Source organism: Lentzea sp. NPDC051213 (genome assembly GCF_044455585.1).
Taxonomy (GTDB): domain Bacteria; phylum Actinomycetota; class Actinomycetes; order Mycobacteriales; family Pseudonocardiaceae; genus Lentzea.
In genome coordinates, this window is record NZ_JBITEX010000005.1 from 457,785 (window position 1) to 478,297 (window position 20,513).

General features: G+C 69.0%; 23 protein-coding genes. 21 read left to right on the plus strand and 2 right to left on the minus strand.

Annotation, left to right across the window (positions count from 1 at the left end; translation table 11 throughout):
• Positions 1-89 precede the first annotated feature (89 nt).
• From ACIA8G_RS24665 to ACIA8G_RS24695, 7 genes are all read left to right on the plus strand, one after another.
• Positions 90-1,193 carry an Ig-like domain-containing protein gene (locus ACIA8G_RS24665; protein ID WP_396421273.1) on the plus strand — a complete coding sequence of 368 codons (1,104 nt, stop codon included), beginning with the start codon at positions 90-92 and terminating at the stop codon, positions 1,191-1,193.
• 113 nt (positions 1,194-1,306) lie between these two features.
• A complete protein-coding gene (locus tag ACIA8G_RS24670; RefSeq protein WP_396421011.1) occupies positions 1,307-2,071 on the plus strand; it encodes an alpha/beta fold hydrolase in 765 nt (254 codons plus the stop codon).
• On the plus strand, positions 2,068-3,327 hold the full coding sequence (gene mshA / locus ACIA8G_RS24675) for a D-inositol-3-phosphate glycosyltransferase (RefSeq protein WP_396421012.1): 1,260 nt from the start codon (positions 2,068-2,070) through the stop codon (positions 3,325-3,327). Before ACIA8G_RS24670 ends, mshA begins: the two co-directional genes overlap by 4 nt.
• A complete protein-coding gene (locus ACIA8G_RS24680; protein ID WP_396421013.1) occupies positions 3,324-3,803 on the plus strand; it encodes a YbjN domain-containing protein in 480 nt (159 codons plus the stop codon). Before mshA ends, ACIA8G_RS24680 begins: the two co-directional genes overlap by 4 nt.
• A gap of 38 nt (positions 3,804-3,841) precedes the next feature.
• Positions 3,842-4,705: a DUF4349 domain-containing protein gene (locus ACIA8G_RS24685; protein ID WP_396421014.1), complete on the plus strand. Its 864-nt coding sequence runs from the start codon at positions 3,842-3,844 to the stop codon at positions 4,703-4,705.
• Positions 4,706-5,104: 399 nt separating this feature from the next.
• Positions 5,105-6,670 (plus strand): 4-coumarate--CoA ligase family protein, encoded by a 1,566-nt coding sequence (locus ACIA8G_RS24690; protein ID WP_396421015.1) that lies wholly within the window; start codon positions 5,105-5,107, stop codon positions 6,668-6,670.
• Between the two features lie 64 nt (positions 6,671-6,734).
• Positions 6,735-6,947, plus strand: a complete 213-nt coding sequence (locus tag ACIA8G_RS24695) for a hypothetical protein (RefSeq protein WP_396421016.1) — start codon at positions 6,735-6,737, stop codon at positions 6,945-6,947.
• On the opposite strand, the gene ACIA8G_RS24700 is transcribed toward ACIA8G_RS24695, so the two are convergent.
• Positions 6,948-7,580: a TetR/AcrR family transcriptional regulator gene (locus ACIA8G_RS24700; protein WP_396421017.1), complete on the minus strand. Its 633-nt coding sequence runs from the start codon at positions 7,578-7,580 to the stop codon at positions 6,948-6,950.
• Positions 7,581-7,636: 56 nt separating this feature from the next.
• Between ACIA8G_RS24700 and ACIA8G_RS24705 the strand changes: the two genes are divergently transcribed.
• From ACIA8G_RS24705 to ACIA8G_RS24770, 14 genes are all read left to right on the plus strand, one after another.
• Entirely contained in the window at positions 7,637-8,080 is a 444-nt protein-coding gene (locus ACIA8G_RS24705; RefSeq protein ID WP_396421018.1) for a VOC family protein, read from the plus strand.
• A 5-nt stretch (positions 8,081-8,085) separates the two neighbouring features.
• Positions 8,086-8,832: a phosphoglyceromutase gene (locus ACIA8G_RS24710; RefSeq protein ID WP_396421019.1), complete on the plus strand. Its 747-nt coding sequence runs from the start codon at positions 8,086-8,088 to the stop codon at positions 8,830-8,832.
• A 198-nt stretch (positions 8,833-9,030) separates the two neighbouring features.
• Positions 9,031-10,203: a sensor histidine kinase gene (locus tag ACIA8G_RS24715; RefSeq protein WP_396421020.1), complete on the plus strand. Its 1,173-nt coding sequence runs from the start codon at positions 9,031-9,033 to the stop codon at positions 10,201-10,203.
• Entirely contained in the window at positions 10,200-10,880 is a 681-nt protein-coding gene (locus ACIA8G_RS24720; protein ID WP_030477953.1) for a response regulator transcription factor, read from the plus strand. Before ACIA8G_RS24715 ends, ACIA8G_RS24720 begins: the two co-directional genes overlap by 4 nt.
• A gap of 27 nt (positions 10,881-10,907) precedes the next feature.
• Positions 10,908-11,891 carry a hypothetical protein gene (locus ACIA8G_RS24725; RefSeq protein WP_396421021.1) on the plus strand — a complete coding sequence of 328 codons (984 nt, stop codon included), beginning with the start codon at positions 10,908-10,910 and terminating at the stop codon, positions 11,889-11,891.
• Positions 11,891-13,111 carry a hypothetical protein gene (locus tag ACIA8G_RS24730; protein WP_396421022.1) on the plus strand — a complete coding sequence of 407 codons (1,221 nt, stop codon included), beginning with the start codon at positions 11,891-11,893 and terminating at the stop codon, positions 13,109-13,111. Before ACIA8G_RS24725 ends, ACIA8G_RS24730 begins: the two co-directional genes overlap by 1 nt.
• A complete protein-coding gene (locus ACIA8G_RS24735; RefSeq protein ID WP_396421023.1) occupies positions 13,108-13,920 on the plus strand; it encodes a sugar phosphate isomerase/epimerase family protein in 813 nt (270 codons plus the stop codon). Before ACIA8G_RS24730 ends, ACIA8G_RS24735 begins: the two co-directional genes overlap by 4 nt.
• A 10-nt stretch (positions 13,921-13,930) precedes the next feature.
• Positions 13,931-14,827, plus strand: coding sequence for a proline dehydrogenase family protein (locus tag ACIA8G_RS24740; RefSeq protein WP_396421024.1), 897 nt, complete (start codon positions 13,931-13,933; stop codon positions 14,825-14,827).
• Positions 14,824-15,606 carry a thioesterase family protein gene (locus ACIA8G_RS24745; protein ID WP_396421025.1) on the plus strand — a complete coding sequence of 261 codons (783 nt, stop codon included), beginning with the start codon at positions 14,824-14,826 and terminating at the stop codon, positions 15,604-15,606. The genes ACIA8G_RS24740 and ACIA8G_RS24745 overlap by 4 nt, the downstream gene beginning before the upstream one ends.
• Before the next feature lie 23 nt (positions 15,607-15,629).
• Entirely contained in the window at positions 15,630-16,439 is an 810-nt protein-coding gene (proC, locus tag ACIA8G_RS24750; RefSeq protein ID WP_396421026.1) for a pyrroline-5-carboxylate reductase, read from the plus strand.
• A gap of 129 nt (positions 16,440-16,568) precedes the next feature.
• Complete coding sequence (locus ACIA8G_RS24755; RefSeq protein ID WP_030477960.1) at positions 16,569-16,781, plus strand: helix-turn-helix domain-containing protein; 213 nt, start codon at positions 16,569-16,571, stop codon at positions 16,779-16,781.
• A 120-nt stretch (positions 16,782-16,901) separates the two neighbouring features.
• A complete protein-coding gene (locus ACIA8G_RS24760) occupies positions 16,902-17,003 on the plus strand; it encodes a 30S ribosomal protein bS22 (protein ID WP_015105422.1) in 102 nt (33 codons plus the stop codon).
• Between the two features lie 239 nt (positions 17,004-17,242).
• Complete coding sequence (locus ACIA8G_RS24765) at positions 17,243-18,280, plus strand: NAD-dependent epimerase/dehydratase family protein (protein ID WP_396421027.1); 1,038 nt, start codon at positions 17,243-17,245, stop codon at positions 18,278-18,280.
• A 16-nt stretch (positions 18,281-18,296) separates the two neighbouring features.
• Entirely contained in the window at positions 18,297-19,256 is a 960-nt protein-coding gene (locus ACIA8G_RS24770; RefSeq protein WP_396421028.1) for a lysophospholipid acyltransferase family protein, read from the plus strand.
• On the opposite strand, the gene ACIA8G_RS24775 is transcribed toward ACIA8G_RS24770, so the two are convergent.
• Positions 19,225-20,499 (minus strand): isocitrate lyase/phosphoenolpyruvate mutase family protein, encoded by a 1,275-nt coding sequence (locus ACIA8G_RS24775; RefSeq protein WP_396421029.1) that lies wholly within the window; start codon positions 20,497-20,499, stop codon positions 19,225-19,227. The two genes, ACIA8G_RS24770 and ACIA8G_RS24775, sit on opposite strands and share 32 nt — an antisense overlap.
• Positions 20,500-20,513 lie beyond the last annotated feature (14 nt).

Consider the following 20,513-nt stretch of genomic DNA (forward strand, 5'->3'; position numbering starts at 1 on the left):
TCACTCGCACCGTCCGGTACTCCCGGACGTCTTGCTTTGTGGAGGTCAGAACCGTGAAGAGAACCATTGGTGCGTTGCTCGCCGGCCTGATGCTGCTGTCCGCGTGCTCGAGCGTCGAAGCAGGGTCCCCGAAGCCGGACAGCTCGCTCCCGTCCGCGAAGGTCACGCTGTCCCCGGTGGACGCGACCAAGGATGTACAGGTCACGACCCCGGTCCAGGTCACCGTGGTGGACGGCAAGATCGAGTCGGTTGCCCTGAAGGGCCCCGACGGCAAAGAGGTCAAGGGCACCCTCACCGAGGACAAGTCCGGCTGGACCACCGCCGAGCCGCTCGGCTACGGCAAGACGTACAGCTACAGCGGCAAGGTCGTCGGCAGCGACGGCAAGCCCGTGGAGCTGAAGGGCTCGTTCACCACGGTCGCGCCCGGCTCCCAGACCCGCGCCACGCTGTGGCCCAGCGACAACCAGACCGTCGGCGTCGCGGCGCCGATCATGGTCAAGTTCGAGGCGCCGGTGGAGGACAAGGCCACCGTCGAGAAGGCCCTGAAGGTCACCAACTCCGCGAACGTCCAGGGCACCTGGGCGTGGCTGAGCGCTCAGGAAGTGCACTACCGGCCGGAGAAGTACTGGCCGGCGAACACCACGATCAAGGTCGAGGCGAAGCTCTACGGCGTGAACTACGGCGGCGGCGCGTTCGGCAAGGCCGACGTGACCTCGGACTTCACCGTCGGGCGCAACCAGGTCGTGAAGATCGACAACCCGACGCACCGGCTCAAGGTGTTCCGGGACGGCGCGCAGGTGGCGGACTACCCGGCCTCCTTCGGCAAGGACGCCGACCCCGAGCTGACCACGCCGAACGGCACGTTCGTCGTCATGTCGAAGAACGACACGTTCTCGTTCGACAACCCGCGCTACGGCTACACCAACGTCGTGAAGAAGTGGGCCGTCCGGTTCTCCAACCACGGCGAGTTCATCCACGAGAACAACGACAACGCGGGCAACATCGGCTCGAACAACACCTCGCACGGCTGCGCGAACCTGCTGGAAGCCGACGCGAAGGCGTACTACGACTCGGCACTGGTGGGCGACCCGGTCGAGGTGACCGGTTCGATCACCACGCTGCCCGCGCAGTTCGACTGGTACGACTGGCAGATCCCCTGGGCCCAGTGGAAGGAAAAGTCCGCGGTCAAGTAAGCGGTCCAGACGGCACGCGGGGGCCCCGCGTTTCCCAGGAGGAAACGCGGGGCCCCCGCGTTCCCTTTCGGGCCGGCGGGAATGCGTCCCCCGACCAGGTCGTTCGTACTTGTGTGCAGCTGACACACGTGACGGCGGCCGGCGGGGGACGACTGGCCGTTCGTGAGGCAGGACCGCCGGGCGCGCCGCCGGTGGTGCTCGTCCACGGATGGGCGCAGACGGGCGAGGTCTGGGACCTGCCCGATTTTCACACTTACGCCGTTGACCTGCGAGGACACGGCGAATCAGACGACTTCGGCGACTACCGCGATTCCGCCCAGTGGGCCGCGGATCTCAAATCCGTGCTCGACCACACCGGACCGGCGACGGTCGTCGGGTGGTCCTACGGCGGGCTGGTGATCACCGACTACCTGCGCTCGCACGGCACCGCCGGCATCAACGCCCTGGTGTTCGTGAGCGCGATCACCGAGATCGGCCGCGGTCGCCCGGGAGGCGAGACCGGGCCGGTGATGCGGGCCGCGTTGCCCGCGGCGATCACCGATGACGCCGCGCTGGCGACGTTCTGCCGGGCCATGGCACCCGCGCTGCCTGCCGCGACGGTCGACAAGCTCACAGCCGCTGCGACCGCCGTGAGCCATAAAGTGCGAGGTGAGCTGTTCCGCAGGGACGTGGGCAGCGCTGACGTGCTGAAATCCGTCGACGTGCCGACGCTGGTCGTGCACGGAACTCAAGACGAGGTGGTCGCCCCTGCCGCCGCCGAGTACTCCGCCGCCCTGATCCCCGGAGCCGAGTTGAGCCTGTATCCCGACACCGCGCACGCGCCCTTCCTGGAGCAGCCCGTGCAGTTCGCCCTGGACCTCAAGCGGGTGGCGCGATGAAGCGCCCGATAAGGCGTGCGGCGGTGCTCTCGGTGCACACGTCGCCGCTGGAGCAGCCGGGCACGGGTGACGCGGGCGGGATGAACGTCTACATCGTGCAGACGGCCACGCGGATGGCGCAGCGCAACGTCGAGGTGGAGATCTTCACCCGCGCCACGTCGTCGGACCTGCCGCCGGTCGCCGAGCTCGCGCCCGGTGTCCACGTCCGGCACATCGCGGCCGGGCCGTTCGAGGGGCTGGGCAAGGAGGAGCTGCCCGGTCAGCTCTGCGCGTTCACGGCGGGTGTCCTACGCGCCGAGGCACGGCACGAGCCCGGCTACTACGACGCGATCCACTCGCACTACTGGCTGTCCGGCCAGGTCGGCTGGCTCGCCCGGGAACGGTGGGGTGTGCCGCTCGTGCACACCGCGCACACGCTGGCCAAGGTCAAGAACCTGGCGCTGGCCGAGGGCGACGCGCCGGAGCCGCGGATGCGGGTGATCGGCGAAGAACAGGTGGTCAACGAGTCGGACCGGCTCGTGGCCAACACCGACATCGAGGCCGCCGAGCTGATCAAGCTCTACGACGCGGACGCGTCGAAGGTCGTCGTGGTGCCGCCGGGGGTGGACCTCGATCGCTTCACGCCGGGTGACCAGGCGCAGGCCCGGCACTGGTTCGGCATCCCGCAGGACGCGATCGTGCTGGCGTTCGTCGGCAGGATCCAGCCGTTGAAGGCTCCTGACGTGCTGCTGCGCGCCGCCGCCGAGATGCTGGTCCGCGATCCCGGGCTGCGGTCGCGGCTCGTGGTGCTGATCGTCGGCGGACCGTCGGGCAGCGGTATGGAACAGCCCAAGGCGCTCGAGGAACTGGCCGTGCAGCTGGGGATCGCGGACGTGGTGCGGTTCCTGCCGCCGCAGCCGGGGCCGACGCTGGCGGGGGTCTACCGGGCGGCGGACCTTGTCACCGTGCCGAGCTACAACGAGTCGTTCGGGCTGGTGGCGCTGGAGGCGCAGGCCTGCGGGACGCCGGTGGTCGCGGCGGCGGTCGGCGGGTTGCCGGTCGCGGTCAACGACGGGGTGTCCGGGGTGCTCGTCGACGGGCACGAGCCGGCGGCGTGGGCCAGGGCGATCGGCGCGGTCGCGTTGCCGCAAAGGGAGCACCTGGCGAGCAACGCGGTCGGGCATGCGCGACGCTTCTCCTGGGACCGCACGACTGACGCCCTGCTGGCGGGGTATCAAGAGGCGGCAGATGTGTTCCGCCGGGAGGTTTTCATTTGAGCGTCGACGCCGTCATCAAGTCCTTTTTGGACGAACGGGAGCTGAAGTACGACCGGCGCGAGCCGGGCAGGTTCTTCGTCACGCTGCCGGGCACCAAGAAGCTGCAGACCAACGTGTGGCTGGTCGAGACCACGCACGCGCTGCTGGTCGAGGCGTTCGTGTGCCGGCGGCCGGACCAGTCGTTCGAGGACGTCTACCGGTTCCTGCTGCGCCGCAACGCGCGGCTGTACGGCGTGCACTACACGATCGACGGCGAGGGTGACATCTACCTGGTCGGCCGGGTCGGCAAGCACGCCGTGACCGCCGACGAGCTCGACCGCGTGCTCGGTCAGGTGCTGGAGGCGGCGGACGGGGACTTCAACCCGCTGCTGGAGATCGGGTTCGCCGACGCGATCCGGCGGGAGTGGGCCTGGCGGGTGTCGCGCGGCGAATCGCTTGCGAACCTGCAAGCTTTCCAACATCTCGTTTCGGAATAGGCGGCAACCCCTGGTCTGCCCTGCAACGTCCGACAGGCATGGGCAGACCAGTGCTGTGGGTGGGAGTCGCGTTGCTGGCCCTGGTTTCCGCGGGGTGCAGCAGCGCTAAGGATTCGGGGACGTCGGCGGGCTACAACGCCGCCGCACCAGAGGCAGCGACGCAGAAGGTGGCGCCGCAACAGGGAAATCCGCAGGAGAAGGCACCTGCACCGGCGGCCGTGCAGCCGGTGCAGGAGCAGGAACGGCAGTTGGTGCGCACCGCCACGGTCGACCTGCGCAGTGACGACGTGCGCAAGGCCGTCTCGCAGGTGAAGGACCGGGCGCAGGGCGCCGGCGGGTTCGCGGGGCAGGAGAACACGACCTCGACCTACGGGTCGGTGACCGTGCGCGTGCCGTCGAACCAGCTGGACACCGTGGTGGACGGCCTGGAGCAGGTCGGCGAGGTCACCCGCCGCGAGATGCGCAGCGAGGACGTCACCGACCAGCTGGTCGACGTCGAGGCGCGCATCGCCACGCAGAAGGCCAGCGTGGAGCGGTTGCGGGTGTTGTTCGAACGGGCGGGGTCGACCACCGAGATCGCGCAGATCGAGGGCGAGCTGACCAAGCGCCAGAGCGAGCTCGAGTCGATGCAGCGGCGCAGCGAGTCGCTGAAGGGCAAGGTCGCGATGGCGACGCTGACCGTGCAGGTCAGCACCACCCCGCTCGCGCCGCCGCAGGAGAAGAAGGCGGGGTTCGGCGGAGCGTTCGCGGCCGGCTGGGACGCGCTCGGGACGGCGTTCAGGTGGATCACCGTGGGGGTCGGCGGACTGCTGCCGTTCCTGCTGGTGCTCGGCGTGCCCGCGGCGGTCGTGATCTATCTGCTGCGTCGGCGGCGTGTCACCCGAACGAACGAAGCTGCGTGATCAGCTTCTACTGAGAGTGGCCCTTTTGAAGCGCGGAACGGCTCGGGAGAGAGGGGGAGTCGCTTCGAGCCGTTCCGCGTCAAAGGTCCCCGCTGCACTGGGTCCGTGGACGGGGGGTGCCTCCGGAATCCCAAGCGGGCCACGCGATTCGACGGGGGGTGACGAACCGCGCATGTGCCTCACGCTGTGTCGAGTAAGCGTGGGAGCCGACTCGCGGAGGCGCTATCAACTTCCCAGATACATCCTTGCGTTCACAAGTGCTTGGATTACGCCATTCGAGTGTAATTAGCCCCGCGAAGTAACGTATCTGTAGCGATCGAGCGGTCCTTGACCTGCCCAGTGGGCTGGATCACGATGACCCCACAGGCTGGGTGTACAGCGAGTGAATGAGGTCGCCGCATGGTCTTTCGCAGTCCGTTCCCCGATGTCGAGATCCCTGACGTGTCGCTGCACCAGCTGTTGTTCGGCGACATCGCCGACCGGGCGGAGCGGGTTGCGCTGATCGACGGCATGTCCGGTGCCTCGCTCACGTACGGCCAGCTCGTCGGTGCGATCGACAGGATGGCGGCCGCGCTGGCCGCGCGGGGCATCGGCAAGGGCGACGTCGTCGGCATCCTCAGCCCGAACACGCCGTACTACGCCGTCGTCTTCCACGGCATCCTGCGCGCGGGCGCCACGGCGACCACGATCAACGCCCTCTACACGCCGGACGAGGTCGCGCACCAGCTGCACGACGCGGGCGCGAAGATGCTGTTCACGGTCTCCGTGCTGCTGCCGAACGCCGCTCCGGGCGCCGCGAAGGCCGGCGTCACGGACGTCGTGGTGCTGGACGGCGCCGAGGGCTACCCCTCGTTGCCCGAACTGCTGGCGAACGACCACCCGGTGCCCGACGTCGAGATCAACCCGGCCGAGGACATCGCGGTGCTGCCGTACTCGTCCGGCACGACCGCGTTGCCCAAGGGCGTGATGCTGACGCACCGCAACCTGGTCGCGAACCTCGTGCAGTGCGGACCGATCTTGTCCGACGTCGGACCGCACACCCGCATCCTCGCCGTGCTGCCGTTCTTCCACATCTACGGCATGCAGGTGCTGATGAACAACGGCCTGTACATCGGCGGTGTCGTCGTGACGCTGCCGAAGTTCGAGCTGCCGGAGTTCCTGCGGGTGATCGCCGAGCACAAGACCGACCGCGTCTACATCGCCCCGCCGGTCGCCGTCGCGCTGGCGAAGCACCCGATCGTCGACAACTACGACCTGTCCGCGATGAAGATGCTCTTCTCCGGCGCCGCACCGCTGGACGAGGACCTCGCCGACGCGGTGAAGAAGCGCATCGGCTGCAAGATCGCGCAGGGCTACGGCATGACCGAGATGTCGCCGGTCAGCCACGCCATCCCGGACGGCCGCGAGGACATCTCGATCGGCACGGTCGGCGTGATCATCCCCAACCTGGAGTGCCGCCTGGTCGACCCCGCCACCGGGCAGGACGTCGGCGCGGGCGAACGCGGCGAACTGTGGTGCAAGGGCCCGAACATCATGAAGGGCTACCTGAACAACCCGGAGGCCACCGCCGCCACCATCGACGAGGACGGCTGGCTGCACACCGGCGACGTGGCCGTGATCGACGCCGACGGCATCGTCTCGATCGTCGACCGGGTCAAGGAACTGATCAAGTACAAGGGCTACCAGGTCCCGCCGGCCGAGCTCGAAGCCGTGCTGCTGACCCACGACGAGATCGCCGACGCGGCGGTCATCGGCGTCCGTGACGCGGACGGCGAGGAGATCCCGAAGGCCTTCGTGGTGCGTCAGCCGGGTTCGTCCATCGAGGGCGACGCCGTGATGGCGTTCGTGGCCGCGAACGTGGCGCCGCACAAGAAGGTGCGCGTGGTCGAGTTCATCGAGGCGATCCCGAAGTCGGCCGCCGGCAAGATCCTGCGCAAGGACCTCAGGGCCCGCGAACAGGCCTGAGCAAGCGACACCGACGAGGCCCCGGCAGGATGCTGCCGGGGCCTCTCGGCGTTGGAGGAAAGCGATGAGCGACTCGATCGACCAGCAGGTGGAGGACGCGGCGGGCAGCGGCGACCTGGACGCGTTGCGCCGCCTCGCCGCCGCCGGTTCTTCCGACGCGGAGGACGTGCTCGTGGAACTGGCCGGCGAACGCGGTGATCTCGACGAGCTGCGTCGCCTCGCCGACGGTGGCAACACCGATGCCGCGGACGTGCTGGAGGAGCTCGCCGAGGAGTAGTCAGGGCATGAGCAGTGTTGCCCGCAGCGCATCTGCCAGCCACCCCTGATAGCGGCTCGACGACCACCCCATGAGCTGGAAGACGTGTGGCGACAGCATGGTCGTCAGCACGTCCGCCACCCGTTCCGCGCCGTACTCCGGCCGCACCTCCCCGGTTCCGATCAGCGCGGTGGCCAGCGCGAGGCAGTTCGCCCGCATCGCGTGCTCGCCCTCGTCCGAGATCCGCCGCATGTCCGCGTCGGCGCCGGACGACTCGATGCCCGCCATGATCAACGCACCGGCGCGTTCGAGGATCACCGCGTTCGCCGCGACCGCCTCGTCGATCAGCTCCCGTGCGGACGACATCCGCAGCAGCTCCTCGAACGACGGCCGGTCCCGCATCGCCACCGGCAGCTCGTCGCCCGCGATCGCCACGTTCAGGGCGTCCTGGAAGAGCTCGACCTTGTTGCGGTAGTGCGTGTACACGGTCCGCTCGGACACGCCCGCCTCGTGCGCGATCTTCTTGATCGACGTCGCCACGAACCCGTCCCGCGCGAACAACCGGTGGCCCGCGTCGCGCACCAGAAGGCGCGTGGAGGCGGCCGCCTGCTCCCGCAGCGGTGAGCTGTACGAACGCTTGACTTCGCCACTCATCGAGCGCAGTCTAGCTGCATTCGTTGCGGGCATGCTGCACTCAATTGGAGCAACTCATGGCGCAGCTCAGAGGCATCAGAGGCGTGAAGATCCCGGTGACCGATCTCCAAGCCAGTACCGAGTGGTACGGCGAGGTCTTCGGGTTCGAGGTCTCGTGGGAGTTCGAGGACGCGGACGGTGTCGTCCGGGGCGTTTCGGGCTACGTGAGCAACGGAGCCGCGGGACTGAGTCTCCGGCTCAACCCGGAGAAGGCGGCCGCGCTCGCCGGCTTCGACCCGGTCAACTGGGCCGTGGAGACCCGCGCGGACCTCAACGAGTGGATCGAGCACCTCGACGAACTCGAGATTCCCCACTCGCCGGAGATCGAGGCGAGCATCGGCTGGCTGCTGGTCTTCAACGACCCGGACGGGCTGGAGATCCACGTCTACACCGACGAGTCCCATGGCGTGGATCACGGTGACCGGCCGGGGTACGGCAGGCGGGTCGGCATGGCAGGCTAGCCGCCATGTCTGTCGGAACCTTGGTGCTGCTCCGCCACGGCGAGAGCACGTGGAACGCGGAGAACCTGTTCACCGGCTGGGTGGACGTTCCCCTGTCGGAGAAGGGCGAGAAGGAGGCCCGTCGCGGCGGTCTGCTCCTCAAAGAGGCCGGCGTCCTGCCGGAGATCCTGCACACCAGCCTGATGCGCCGGGCGATCATGACCGCCAACCTGGCGCTCGACGCCGCCGACCGGCACTGGATCCCGGTCAAGCGCGACTGGCGCCTCAACGAGCGTCACTACGGCGCGTTGCAGGGCAAGAACAAGAAGCAGACGCTGGCGGAGTTCGGCGAGGAGCAGTTCATGCTCTGGCGCCGCTCCTACGACACCCCGCCGCCGCCCATCGAGCCGGGCAGCGAGTTCAGCCAGGACACCGACCCGCGCTACGCGGACCTCGGCCCCGACCTGCCGCTGACCGAGTGCCTGCTGGACGTCGTGAAGCGGATGATCCCGTACTGGGAGTCGTCGATCGTGCCGGATCTGCGCACCGGCAAGACCGTGCTGGTGGCCGCGCACGGCAACTCGCTGCGCGCGCTGGTCAAGCACCTCGACGGCATCTCGGACGAGGCCATCGCCGGGCTGAACATCCCGACCGGCATCCCGCTGCGCTACGACCTCGACGAGGAGCTGAAGCCGCTCAAGCCGGGTGGCGAATACCTCGACCCGGACGCCGCCAAGGACGCCATTGCCGCGGTGGCCAACCAGGGCCGCTGACTGCTTTGGCGCGAAAAGCACGTCCGGGCCAATAGACGGCCCGAACGTGCTTTTCGCGCCATGAAGCCGTCTCAGGACACGGTTGGGTGAACAGCGCCTGACCAGGGACGGAACAACCGTCCACTCAGGTGTCGCGGGCGTCACGGTTCACGCTCATGTACTAGGCCAAGACACCTGCCAGCTGCTTACCATTCGCCCGTGACCACAACGGGTTACCTCGCTGTGTCGATCGGCCTCGCGCTCATCGGCGCGATCGCCGCATTCCTCGTTGGCAGGTTGACCGCCCCGCGGCAGCCCAAGCAGCCGGAAGGCCTCACGGTCGCCGACCTGATCCAGCGGGTCGTGCACGACTCGCACGACGGCATCGTGGTCTTGAACCACTTCGGTGACGTGGTGCTGCACAACCCGCGTGCCGAGGAGCTCGGGGTCGTCCGCAACAACCGCGTCGACGACCGCGCTCGCAAGGCCGCCGAAGCCGTCCGGAGCAGCAACGAGGTCGTCTACGTCGACCTCTCGCCGCTCGACGGCCAGCGCGGCGGCAGGCAGCCGGAGGCCGTGCACGCGGTGGTCCGGCAGCTCATCGAGAACTTCATCCTGGTCGACGCCACGGACGAGTCCGAGTCCGTGCGGCTGGAGAAGACGCGGCGTGACTTCGTGGCGAACGTCAGCCACGAGCTCAAGACCCCGGTCGGTGCGCTGGCGCTGCTGGCGGAGGCCGTGCTGGACGCGAGCGACGACCAGGACGAGGTCCGCCGCTTCAGCGCGAAGATCATGCAGGAGGCCACGCGCCTCGGCACGCTGGTCACCGAGCTGATCGCGCTCTCACGTCTGCAGGGCGCGGAGAAGCTGCCGGAACTCAGCGACACCGAGATCGACGTCGTGATCAACGAGGCGCTGTCGCGGTCCAAGCTCGCCGCCGAGTCGGTCGACATCTCGATCACCACCGACGAGCCGAGCGGGTTCGTCGTGCCCGGCGACCGGTCGTTGCTGGTCACGGCGCTGACGAACCTGCTGGACAACGCGGTCGCGTACTCGCCGCCCGGCAGCCCCGTCAGCGTGAGCCGCCGGCTGGTGGACGGGCACGTCGAGATCGCGGTGACCGACCGCGGCATCGGTATCGCCGAGGAACAGCAGACGCGGGTCTTCGAGCGGTTCTACCGCGTCGACAAGGCTCGATCGCGGGCGACCGGAGGCACCGGCCTCGGGCTCGCGATCGTCAAGCACGTCGCCGCCAACCACGGCGGTGAGGTGAAGCTCTGGAGCCTGCCAGGAACGGGGTCCACCTTCACGTTGCGGATTCCCGCCGCGACGACCGAACCCAACCCGCCCCTCGTGCCGACCGGCGCGGGTGATCCAGGAGGAGAGCAATGACCAGGGTGCTCATCGTGGAGGACGAGGAGTCCTTCGCCGATCCGCTCGCCTTCCTGCTGCGCAAGGAAGGGTTCACCGCCGCGCTCGCGGCCACCGGCCAGGAGGCGCTGGAGGAGTTCGACCGCAACGGTGCCGACATCGTGCTGCTCGACCTCATGCTCCCGGGCATGAGCGGCACCGACGTCTGCAAGCAGCTGCGGCAGCGCTCCGCCGTGCCGGTGATCATGGTGACCGCGCGCGACAGCGAGATCGACAAGGTCGTCGGCCTGGAACTGGGCGCGGACGACTACGTCACCAAGCCGTACTCGGCCCGTGAGCTCATCGCCCGCATCCGCGCGGTGCTGCGCCGCGGCGGCGAGTCCGAGGACCTGTTGCCGCAGATCCTCGAGGCGGGCCCGGTGCGGATGGACGTGGAACGGCACGTCGTCACCGTCGCCGGCCAGGACATCAGCCTGCCGCTCAAGGAGTTCGACCTCCTCGAGTACCTGCTCCGCAACGTGGGACGGGTCCTGACCCGCGGTCAGCTGATCGACCGCGTGTGGGGCGCCGACTACGTCGGTGACACGAAGACGCTGGACGTGCACGTCAAGCGGCTGCGGTCGAAGATCGAACCGGACCCGTCGGCCCCGCGGCACCTGGTGACCGTGAGGGGTCTCGGTTACAAGTTCGAGTCCTGACGGACACGACCAGGTACCGTTTCCGGCGTGCGCCTGGGCGTTCTCGACGTGGGGTCCAACACCGTCCACCTACTCGTGGTGGACGCACATCGTGGTGCCCACCCCATCCCGATGACGTCCGAGAAGACGATCCTGCGTCTCGCCGAGCAGCTCGACGGCAAGGGTCAGCTCGCCAAGCCGGGCGCTGACCAGCTGGTTCGTGCCGTGGCCGCCGCGAAGGCATCGGCCAAGCGGTCCGGCTGCGACGATCTGATGGCGTTCGCGACCTCGGCCGTGCGCGAGGCGGGCAACTCGTCCGAGGTGCTCGACCGGGTGCGCACCGAGACCGGGGTCGATCTCCAGGTCCTGTCCGGCGAGGACGAGGCCCGCTACACCTTTCTCGCGGTCCGCCGCTGGTACGGCTGGTCCGCGGGCAGGTTGCTGTCCCTCGACATCGGCGGCGGCTCGCTGGAGCTCGCGGTCGGTCGCGACGAGAACCCCGACATGGCCTTCTCCGTGCCGCTGGGCGCGGGCCGGTTGACCAGGACCCGGTTCAAGAAGGACCCGCCCCGGCGCTCGGAGGTCCGCGAGACCACCGAATGGCTCGCCGAACAGCTCGCGCCCGTGGCGCGGAAGCTGAAACGCGCGGGTGAACCCGATCGGGTGGTTGCAACCTCAAAAACGTTCCGAACGCTGGCGCGGCTCACCGGGGCCGCGCCATCGTCTGCCGGGCCCAGGGCACGACGCGTGCTCACCGACGCGGGCCTGCGGCAGCTGATCGCGTTCATTTCCCGGATGTCGGCCGGCGACCTCGCCGAACTGGAAGGCGTGAGCACATCTCGCGCGCACCAGCTCGTCGCGGGCGCGCTGGTCGCGGAGGCAACGATGCGAGCCCTGTCACTCACGCAGCTGGAGATTTGCCCCTGGGCACTCCGGGAGGGTGTCATCCTCCGGCGGCTGGACCACACTGATGGGACGGACCAGGCGAGCGATACTGGACGTACTGGCCAGACCGGGGCACGGTGGAGTTGATGAGTCGAGAGAGCGGATCGGAGCACACGCAGCGCACAGTCGCTGAACTGCTCGCCCAATACGGCGGCAGCTCAGAGGCGGCGCCACGTCGGCGACGCCGCCGAGCGGCCGATGACGAGGACGACTCGCAGCAGCCGGAGACCGCACCCCAGACGATCATCGAACGGGTCCTGTCCGACAGCGGCAGGCTGATGGCGATCCGCGACGACGAGCCACCTCCGTCCGGTCGTCGCGCGGCCCCCGAACCTCCCCCGGTCGCACCGCCGGCTGCCTACCAGCAGAAACCGCCGGTGGCCCCGCCCGCAGGGCCGCCGCAGGTGCGCAGACCGGCGCCCATGCCCGCACCACCGCCGGCCGCTGCCGCCGAGCAGACCCGGCAGGTGCCGCAGGTCCGCGACCAGCCGTCGCGGTCCGACCTGCCCCGGCCCGACGCCCCGTCGCGCTCCGACCTGCCGCGCCCGGACGCCGCGCGGATCGACGCACGCCTCGACGCGGCCGCGCCGCCGGCCCCGTCGCGCACGAACATCCCCCGCCCGCCGAAGCCGGTGCCACCCCCGGTCCAGAAGCCCGGTCCCCCGCCCCGTGAGGCGATGACCGAGCAGCTCCCGCGCATCCCGGCGAAGGCGCCGGTGGACAAGATCGCCGCGCTGGAGACCGAGTCGGTGCTGATCGTGCCGCCGGCCCCGCCGAAGCTGCCGGAACCGCTGCCGAACGTCGAAGCCGACGACTGGTTCAGCGACGAGGAGATGAACGCGAAGACGGACCTCGCGTTGCCTCCGATGGAGTCGACCGCTGCGCACGCCGGCCCGTACGTGGATGACGACGACTCGCAGGAGTACGCCGTCTACCGCGCCGAGGACGACTACCTCGCCGACGACGACCAGGAGGACGAGGGCCCCGCGGGCCTGGACGACGCCGCCGAGGCCGACGAAGAGCCGGAGGAGGCCGAGGAGCGTTCGCCCGGCAAGGAGTGGCTGATCATGATCGGCCAGCTCGCCGTCGGCGTGCTCGGTGGTGCCGCCCTGTGGCTGGCCTTCAACTTCCTGTGGCGCACGCAGGCCGTGGCCGCACTCGTCGTGGCGTTGGCCGTTACTGTGGGTCTGGTGTTGCTGGTTCGCAAGATCCGCCGAGCGGACGATCTCCAAACCACCCTTCTGGCCATCCTGGTCGGCCTGATCGTCACTGTCTCACCAGCGGCGATGCTGCTGGTGAAGAGTTGACGGCCAGCATCCCGGTCGGGCTTTCCACGGCATCGGTCTACCCGCAGCCCGCCGGAGCGGCGTTCGAGATCGCCTCCGAACTGGGCTACGACGGTGTCGAGCTGATGGTGTGGGCCGACCCGGTGTCGCAGGACATCCGCGCGGTCGACCGCCTGTCGTCCCGATCGGGCCAGCCGGTGCTCGCCGTGCACGCTCCCTGCCTGCTGATCTCGCAACGGGTGTGGTCGCCGGACCCGGCTGAGCGGCTGCGCAAGTCCGTTCGCGCGGCACAGGACCTCGGGGCGCCGACCGTCGTGCTGCACCCGCCGTTCCGGTGGCAGCGGCGGTACGCGGACGGGTTCGCCGCGCTGGTCTCCGAACTGGAGGACGAGAGCGGCATCGCGATCGCGGTGGAGAACATGTTCCCGGTGAAGCGGCCCCTGGGGCGTGGGCGGTCGGTGCAGATGACGGCGTTCAAGCCGTCGATCGACCCGACCGACGTGGGACACCGCAACTACACCCTGGACCTGTCGCACTCGGCCGCAGCGCACGTGGACGCGCTGGAACTGGCGAAGCGGATGGGCGACGGGTTGCGGCACATCCACCTCGCCGACGGCTCCGGTGCGCCCAAGGACGAGCACATGATTCCGGGCCGTGGGACCCAGCCCTGTGCCGAGCTCTGCGAGATGCTGGCGCGCGGCGGATTCGACGGCCAGGTCGTGCTGGAGGTCAACACCCGGCGCGCGGTGTCGCCGTCGGCTCGGCGGGAGATGCTGGCCGAGGCCTTGTTGTTCGCGCGGCTGCACTTGGACTGGCCGATCGCGAGTTAGGGTTCGAGATGTGAACCCGCTGCGAGCGTTGATCATGGCCGCGTCTCGCAACGAGACTGTCCGCCACCTCGTCGCGAGTGCGCCGATCAGCCGCGACGTGGTGAAGCGCTTCGTCGCGGGCGAGAGCACCGCGGACGCCGTCGAGGTGGTGCGAGACCTCGGGCTGCCGGTCACGCTGGACTACCTCGGCGAGCACACCACGGACAAGACCCAGGCCGAGAACACCGTGCAGGCGTACCTGGAGCTGCTCGACGCGCTCCACGCGGCCGGGCTGGCCCGCGACTCCGAGGTCAGCGTGAAGCTGTCGGCGGTCGGGCAGTCGCTCGACGAGTCGCTCGCCCTGACGAATGCCTCCCGGATCTGTGCCGCCGCCGAGCAGTGCGGCACGACTGTGACGTTGGACATGGAGGACCACACCACCACGGACTCGACCCTGCGGGTTCTGCTGGAGCTGCGGCGGAGCTGGCCGTGGGTCGGGGCGGTGCTGCAGTCGTACCTGTACCGGACGCTGGACGACTGCAAGGCGCTGGCCGGGCCGGGAAGCAGGGTGAGGCTGGTCAAGGGTGCCTACGCGGAGCCGCCGGAGGTGGCGATCCAGGACCCGCACGAGGTCGACCTGAACTACGTGCGGTGCCTGAACGTTCTCCTCGCTGGAGAGGGGTACCCGATGTTCGCCACACACGACCCGCGGTTGATCGAGATCATTGGCGAGCGGGCCCGCTGGTATGACAAAACCGACTTCGAGTACCAGATGCTCTACGGCATCCGGCCGGACGAGCAGAAGCGCCTCGGGACTCGCGTTTATGTCCCTTACGGCGAGCAGTGGTACGGATATCTCATGCGGCGACTTGCAGAACGACCTGCCAACGTGACTTTCTTCCTGCGGTCGCTGGCCAGCCGCTCATGACCTTCACGAAGTCGAGCGCGGTGCGTTCCCTCGGTGACGGAACCTTCACCGCGTCCCTGCCCGCCGAGTGGACCGTAGGTCCGAAGCCCCACGGCGGGTTCCTGCTCGCGGTGATGACTCGGGCGGCCGCCCAGATCGCCGGCGGCGACCCGCTGGCGGTGTCCGCGCAGTTCCTGCGGGCGCCGGAGATCGGGCCGGTGCTGGTCAGGACCGATGTGCGCAAGGCAGGCCGGACGGCGACGGTGGTCGCGGTGGCGCTGGAGCAGCGCGGTCAGGTGTGCGTGGAGGCGAGCGTGACGACGGGGCGGATCCCCGAGCACCGCGCCGACTACGTGAACCTGCCGTCGATCCCGGCCGCGCCGCCGCCCGATTCGGTGGAGCTCGCGACGTTCCCCACCGGCGGCGTCTACAAGGTCGGCAGCCTCTGCGACCTGCGGGTGGACCGGGAGAGCGCGAAGTTCCTCGACCGGCGCACCGACGGGCCGCTGACGCTCAAGCTGTGGGCGCGGCCGACCGAGGAGCAGCCCGACCCGTACTTCGCGTTGCTGGCCGGCGATCTGTCGATGCCGGTGACGTTCAACCTCGGCCGCTTCGGGTGGTCGCCGACCGTGCAGCTGACGGCGTTGCTGCGGGCCAGGCCCGCGCCTGGCTGGCTGCGCATCCACGTCACCTGCCAGGCGGTGCACGGGCAGTGGTTCGACGAGGACGCCACGGTGATCGACTCGGCCGGGCGGCTGGTGTGCCAGGCGAGGCAGCTGGCGTTGACACCTGCCGTCTGAGAGCACTGTGTGAGACTTGACCGATGACGAAGATCGCGGTGCTCGGCGCGGGCAAGATCGGTGAGGCGCTGCTGTCCGGGCTTCTGCAGGGCGGTCGTGCGGCCGCCGATCTGATGTTCACCGAGAAGCACGAGGAACGTGCGCGCTCGCTCACCGAGCAGTACGGCGTCGAGGGCACGACGATCGCCGGCGCGGCCGCGGCGGCCGATGTGCTGATCGTCGCGGTCAAGCCGCAGGACATCGAGCCGTTGCTCACCGAGCTCAAGCCGGTGCTGCGGGCGGGCACGCTCATCGTGTCGCTGTGCGCGGGCCTGCCGACGGCCCTGTACGAGCGCAGGCTGCCCGAGGGCACCCCGGTCGTGCGGGTCATGCCGAACACGCCGATGCTCGTCGGTGAGGCGATGAGCGCCGTCTCCGGCGGTTCCAACGCGACGCCCGAGCACCTGAAGGTCGTCGAGGAGCTGCTCTCGACCGTGGGCAAGGTCGCAGTCGTGCCGGAGTCGCAGCAGGACGCGGTGACGGCGCTGTCCGGTTCCGGGCCCGCCTACTTCTTCTTCCTGGTCGAGGCCATGATCGACGCGGGCATCCTGCTCGGCATCCCGCGCGACCTCGCGTCCACGCTGATCATCCAGTCGGCGGTGGGTGCCGCGACGATGCTCGCCGAGGGCTCGTCGCACCCCGTCATCCTGCGTGAGGCAGTGACCTCACCTGCGGGAACGACCATCATGGCGATCCGCGAGCTGGAGCGGCACGGCGTCCGTGCGGCCCTGCTGGCGGCCATCGAATCGGCCAGGGACCGATCGGTCGAGCTGGGCCGTCAGCACGAAGACTGACCGAAACGATCACTGGTCGGACGTCGCAGGAGTCACACCAGTCCCGCTACTCTCAAGAGAGCACGTGCGTGTCGAACCGTCGGTGGGGAAGACCGACGGCACGACACGTGTCGAAGGATGCGGTGATTTATGCCTGCGAAGGAGAACGAACGAACAGGTCTCGCTCAGGTCCAGTTCCTGACCGTGGCCGAGGTGGCCTCGATGATGCGGGTCTCGAAGATGACCGTGTACCGGCTGGTGCACTCCGGAGAGCTACCCGCGGTGCGGGTCGGCAAGTCGTTCCGGGTGCCCGAAAAGGCGGTGCACGCATACCTCGAGAACGCGTACTTCGACGCTGGCTGAAGGCTGGCGAACCCCAGCGGGTAGACTGGTAGGCCGATCGTGCTTACCGGCGCGCCGTGCTTGACACGGCCAAGGCTGGGGCGCGCCAGTCAAAGCAACGTCTAGAGCTAAGGATCCCGCATGGGCTCGGTCATCAAGAAGCGCCGCAAGCGCATGTCGAAGAAGAAGCACCGCAAGCTGCTGCGCAAGACCCGTGTCCAGCGCAGGAAGCGCGGCAAGTAAGCCCGCATGCGCTCTCGCCACCGCCGGTCCCTCTCGCAGGGGCCGGCGGTGGTTGCGTTAGCACGGAATATCACCCACTGGGACGAGTCGCGGGGAAACACGGGAACGGTCGCCGCCGTTCGGGTGATTAGCCGGTAAAGCCTGCGTGACCTGCGTCAAGACGGCGTTCCGGCCCCCTCCGGTTTCCGAATTGGCTTGTAGCATCGTCGGATCGCAACACCCCTCCTGCTTGGAGTCGCATGACGCCGAAGGTCGTCCTCGTCACCGGAGTCAGCCGCTTCCTCGGCGGCCACCTCGCCGCGCGCTTCGCCGCGAACCCGGACATCGAGCGCGTGCTCGGTGTGGACACCGAGCCGCCGCCACGCGATCTCCTGCGCCGGATGGGCAGGGCGGAGTTCGTGCGCGCGGACATCCGCAACCCGTTGATCAGCAAGGTCATCTCCACCGCGAACGTGGACACGGTCGTCCACGCCTCGGTCACCGCCAGTCCGGCCGGGCCCACCGGTCGCACGGTGATGAAGGAGATGAACGTCATCGGCACCATGCAGCTGCTGGCCGCGTGCCAGAAGTCGCCGAAGGTGCAGAAGCTCGTCGTGAAGTCCACGAGCGCCGTGTACGGGTCTTCGTCGCGTGACCCCGCGGTGTTCACCGAGGACATGGGCCCGAAGGACCTGCCGTCGTCCGGTTACGCCAAGGACGCGGTCGAGGTCGAGGGCTATGTGCGCGGGTTCGGCCGCCGCAGGCCGGACGTGAACGTCACGACGTTGCGCTTCACGAACTTCATCGGCCCGCGCATCGACACGGTGCTGACGCGCTACTTCGCTCTCCCGGTCGTGCCCACCGTCCTGGGTTACGACGCTCGTGTGCAGCTGCTGCACTCCGAGGACGCCTTGGCGGTCCTGGAGCGCGCGACGCTGCACGACCTGCCAGGTGTGTACAACGTGGGCGGCGACGGCGTGCTGCTGCTGTCGCAGGCGATTCGTCGTGCGGGCAGGCTGAACCTGCCGGTGCCGAGTGCCGCCGTGCCCACGGTCGGAGGCTTCTTCCGGAGCGCCCGGCTCGTCGACTTCTCGCCAGACCAGATGAGGTTCCTCAACTGGGGGCGCGTGGTCGACACCACCCTGCTGAAGAAGGACTTCGGGTTCACGCCGCGGTGGACCACGCAGCAGGCGTTCGACGACTACGTGAGCGGACGTGGCCTGCGCCCGCTCATCGACCCGGAGATGATTGAGTCGGCCGAACGGGGAATCCTCGACGCAGCCGCCCGTTTCCGCTGATCTTTGCTTTGAGGAGATGAACGCAGTGGCAGGAGCACGCGTTATCCCGCTGCACGACCCGGAACGCGACGCCGCGCGCAGATCGCGCCACGTCGAGGTGGTTCCCGAGCCCGCGCAGCAGCAGTCCGAGACACCGGACTGGGAACGCAGGCTGACGGACCTGTTGTCGTTCGCCCGCAGGCGGATCGCGGGCGAGTACCAGATCGACGAGTTCGGGTTCGACCGCGACCTGACCGAGAACGTGCTGATGCCGCCGCTGAAGCCGTTGTACGAGAAGTGGTTCCGCGTCGAGACGATCGGGCTGCAGAACATCCCGGCGGCCGGCGGAGCACTGCTGGTGGCGAACCACTCCGGCACCTTGCCGCTGGACGCCCTGATGACCTCGTACGGCATCGCCGCCGAGCACCCGGCCCAGCGGCACCTGCGCATGCTCGGCGCGGATCTCGTGTTCCGCACACCCGTGCTGGGTGCGCTGGCCCGCAAGTCCGGCCAGACGCTCGCCTGCAACCCCGACGCCGAGCGGCTGATGTCGTCCGGTGAGCTCGTCGGGGTGTGGCCGGAGGGCTTCAAGGGCATCGGCAAGCCGTTCAAGGACCGCTACAAGCTGCAGCGCTTCGGCCGCGGCGGGTTCGTCTCGGCGGCGTTGAAGACCGGCGCGCCGATCATCCCGTGCTCGATCGTCGGGGCCGAGGAGATCTACCCGATGATCGGCGACATCAAGGCCCTCGCGCGCTTGTTCGGCTTCCCGTACTTCCCGGTGACGCCGTTCTTCCCGCTGCTCGGGCCGCTGGGCGCCATCCCGCTGCCCTCGAAGTGGTACATCGAGTTCGGTGAGCCGATCCGCACCGACGTGTTCGGCGAGAACGCGGCCGACGACCCGATGCTCGTCTTCAACCTCACCGACCAGGTGCGGGAGACGATCCAGCAGACCCTGTACCGGCTGCTCACCCAGCGGCGGAACGTGTTCCTGGGCTGACCAGGCCCTGCACCTCGGCGTAGCTGAACGCGATCGGCTGTTCCCGTCCGTCGCGGACCGCCTGTGCGGCCGCGACGGTGTGGTGGAGCGCGGCCCGGAACAGCAGCGAGCCGGTGCTGATGCGTTTGACGCCGAGGGCGCCGAGCTCTTCCGGGGTGCGTTGCTGGGCGAGCACGTTCAACGGCCCGAGGTGCGCCAACGCCTCGATCTGGTGCGGCTCGGTCACGCCCGGCACGAAGATCCCGTCGGCGCCGGCCTCGGCGTACCGCTTCGCGCGATCGACGGTCTCGGTGATCGCGACGCCCTGCCAGTGGGTGTCGACGCGGGCGTTCAGGAACACGCCGGGAGCGCGCTCTTTGACCTTGGCGATGAGTTCGGCCTGCTCCGCAGGGTCGGCCAGCCCGTGCGGCCGGCCGTCTTCGAGGTTGATGCCCGCGACCCCGAGGCCGGCCACGAGCTCGGCCACCTCGTCGTGGTCGTCGGAGAACCCGGACTCCAGGTCGATCGTGACGGGAACGGGCAGGTCCCTCAGCAGCTCGGCCAGCGCGATTGCCTGCTTCTTGGCCAGGCCTGCGCCGTCCGGGATGCCCGCGGCCGCCGCTACCCCGAGGCTGGTCGTGCCGACGGCCAGGAAGTGCTCGGCGAGGGCCGCTCCCGAGGCGTGGTCCCAGGCGTTGGGGAGGATCAGCGGCACGTCCTGGTGGTGCAGCGCGCGGAACGCCATGTTCTTGGCGATCCTCGTCGCGAGCTTCTGCCCGGGACAGGCGTGCGCCCCGTGCCCGAACGGGTGGTTGTCCAGGCTGACCTCGACGATGCCGCTCGCCGTTGCCCTGCGGGTGATCGGAACGGGCGGTGCGGGGTTCCCGGTGCGCAGGTGCTCGGCGAGCGCGTGGGTGGCCGCCCAGGCTTGCACGAGCAGCCCGATCCTGGCGGCTGTCTCCTCGGATTTGTTCTTGGCCAGCCGCTCGACGGCGGCGTCGGCCTCGGCGGTGATCGGCTCGTGCGGCTGGTAGGCCGGTGCGATCTTCGCGATGTCATCCAGCGAGCCGGGCAGGCTGAGCGCGGTCGCGAGCTCTTCGAGCGTGTCAGCCTCGACGTTGTGGATGAGGCTGTTCGTGAGCGCCCGCCTCCGCGCGTGCTCGGCCCCGTTGCTGAAGCGGACGACGTTCGCCCGCAGCCAGGCCACTCCGCGGTCGCTGTCGGGGACGGACGGGACTGGTAGGCCCAGCAACTCTTCGCTCATGCTGTTGACGCTAG

Excerpts from the sequence above, each read along its gene's own strand:
- ACIA8G_RS24665 (WP_396421273.1), top strand. The coding sequence starts at position 90 with ATGCTGCTGTCCGCGTGCTCGAGCGTCGAAGCAGGGTCCCCGAAGCCG.
- mshA (WP_396421012.1), top strand. The coding sequence starts at position 2,068 with ATGAAGCGCCCGATAAGGCGTGCGGCGGTGCTCTCGGTGCACACGTCG.
- ACIA8G_RS24685 (WP_396421014.1), top strand. The coding sequence starts at position 3,842 with ATGGGCAGACCAGTGCTGTGGGTGGGAGTCGCGTTGCTGGCCCTGGTT.
- ACIA8G_RS24690 (WP_396421015.1), top strand. The coding sequence starts at position 5,105 with ATGGTCTTTCGCAGTCCGTTCCCCGATGTCGAGATCCCTGACGTGTCG.
- ACIA8G_RS24695 (WP_396421016.1), top strand. The coding sequence starts at position 6,735 with ATGAGCGACTCGATCGACCAGCAGGTGGAGGACGCGGCGGGCAGCGGC.
- ACIA8G_RS24700 (WP_396421017.1), bottom strand. The coding sequence starts at position 7,580 with ATGAGTGGCGAAGTCAAGCGTTCGTACAGCTCACCGCTGCGGGAGCAG.
- ACIA8G_RS24705 (WP_396421018.1), top strand. The coding sequence starts at position 7,637 with ATGGCGCAGCTCAGAGGCATCAGAGGCGTGAAGATCCCGGTGACCGAT.
- ACIA8G_RS24710 (WP_396421019.1), top strand. The coding sequence starts at position 8,086 with ATGTCTGTCGGAACCTTGGTGCTGCTCCGCCACGGCGAGAGCACGTGG.
- ACIA8G_RS24720 (WP_030477953.1), top strand. The coding sequence starts at position 10,200 with ATGACCAGGGTGCTCATCGTGGAGGACGAGGAGTCCTTCGCCGATCCG.
- ACIA8G_RS24730 (WP_396421022.1), top strand. The coding sequence starts at position 11,891 with ATGAGTCGAGAGAGCGGATCGGAGCACACGCAGCGCACAGTCGCTGAA.
- ACIA8G_RS24745 (WP_396421025.1), top strand. The coding sequence starts at position 14,824 with ATGACCTTCACGAAGTCGAGCGCGGTGCGTTCCCTCGGTGACGGAACC.
- proC (WP_396421026.1), top strand. The coding sequence starts at position 15,630 with ATGACGAAGATCGCGGTGCTCGGCGCGGGCAAGATCGGTGAGGCGCTG.
- ACIA8G_RS24755 (WP_030477960.1), top strand. The coding sequence starts at position 16,569 with ATGCCTGCGAAGGAGAACGAACGAACAGGTCTCGCTCAGGTCCAGTTC.
- ACIA8G_RS24760 (WP_015105422.1), top strand. The coding sequence starts at position 16,902 with ATGGGCTCGGTCATCAAGAAGCGCCGCAAGCGCATGTCGAAGAAGAAG.
- ACIA8G_RS24765 (WP_396421027.1), top strand. The coding sequence starts at position 17,243 with ATGACGCCGAAGGTCGTCCTCGTCACCGGAGTCAGCCGCTTCCTCGGC.
- ACIA8G_RS24770 (WP_396421028.1), top strand. The coding sequence starts at position 18,297 with ATGAACGCAGTGGCAGGAGCACGCGTTATCCCGCTGCACGACCCGGAA.
- ACIA8G_RS24775 (WP_396421029.1), bottom strand. The coding sequence starts at position 20,499 with ATGAGCGAAGAGTTGCTGGGCCTACCAGTCCCGTCCGTCCCCGACAGC.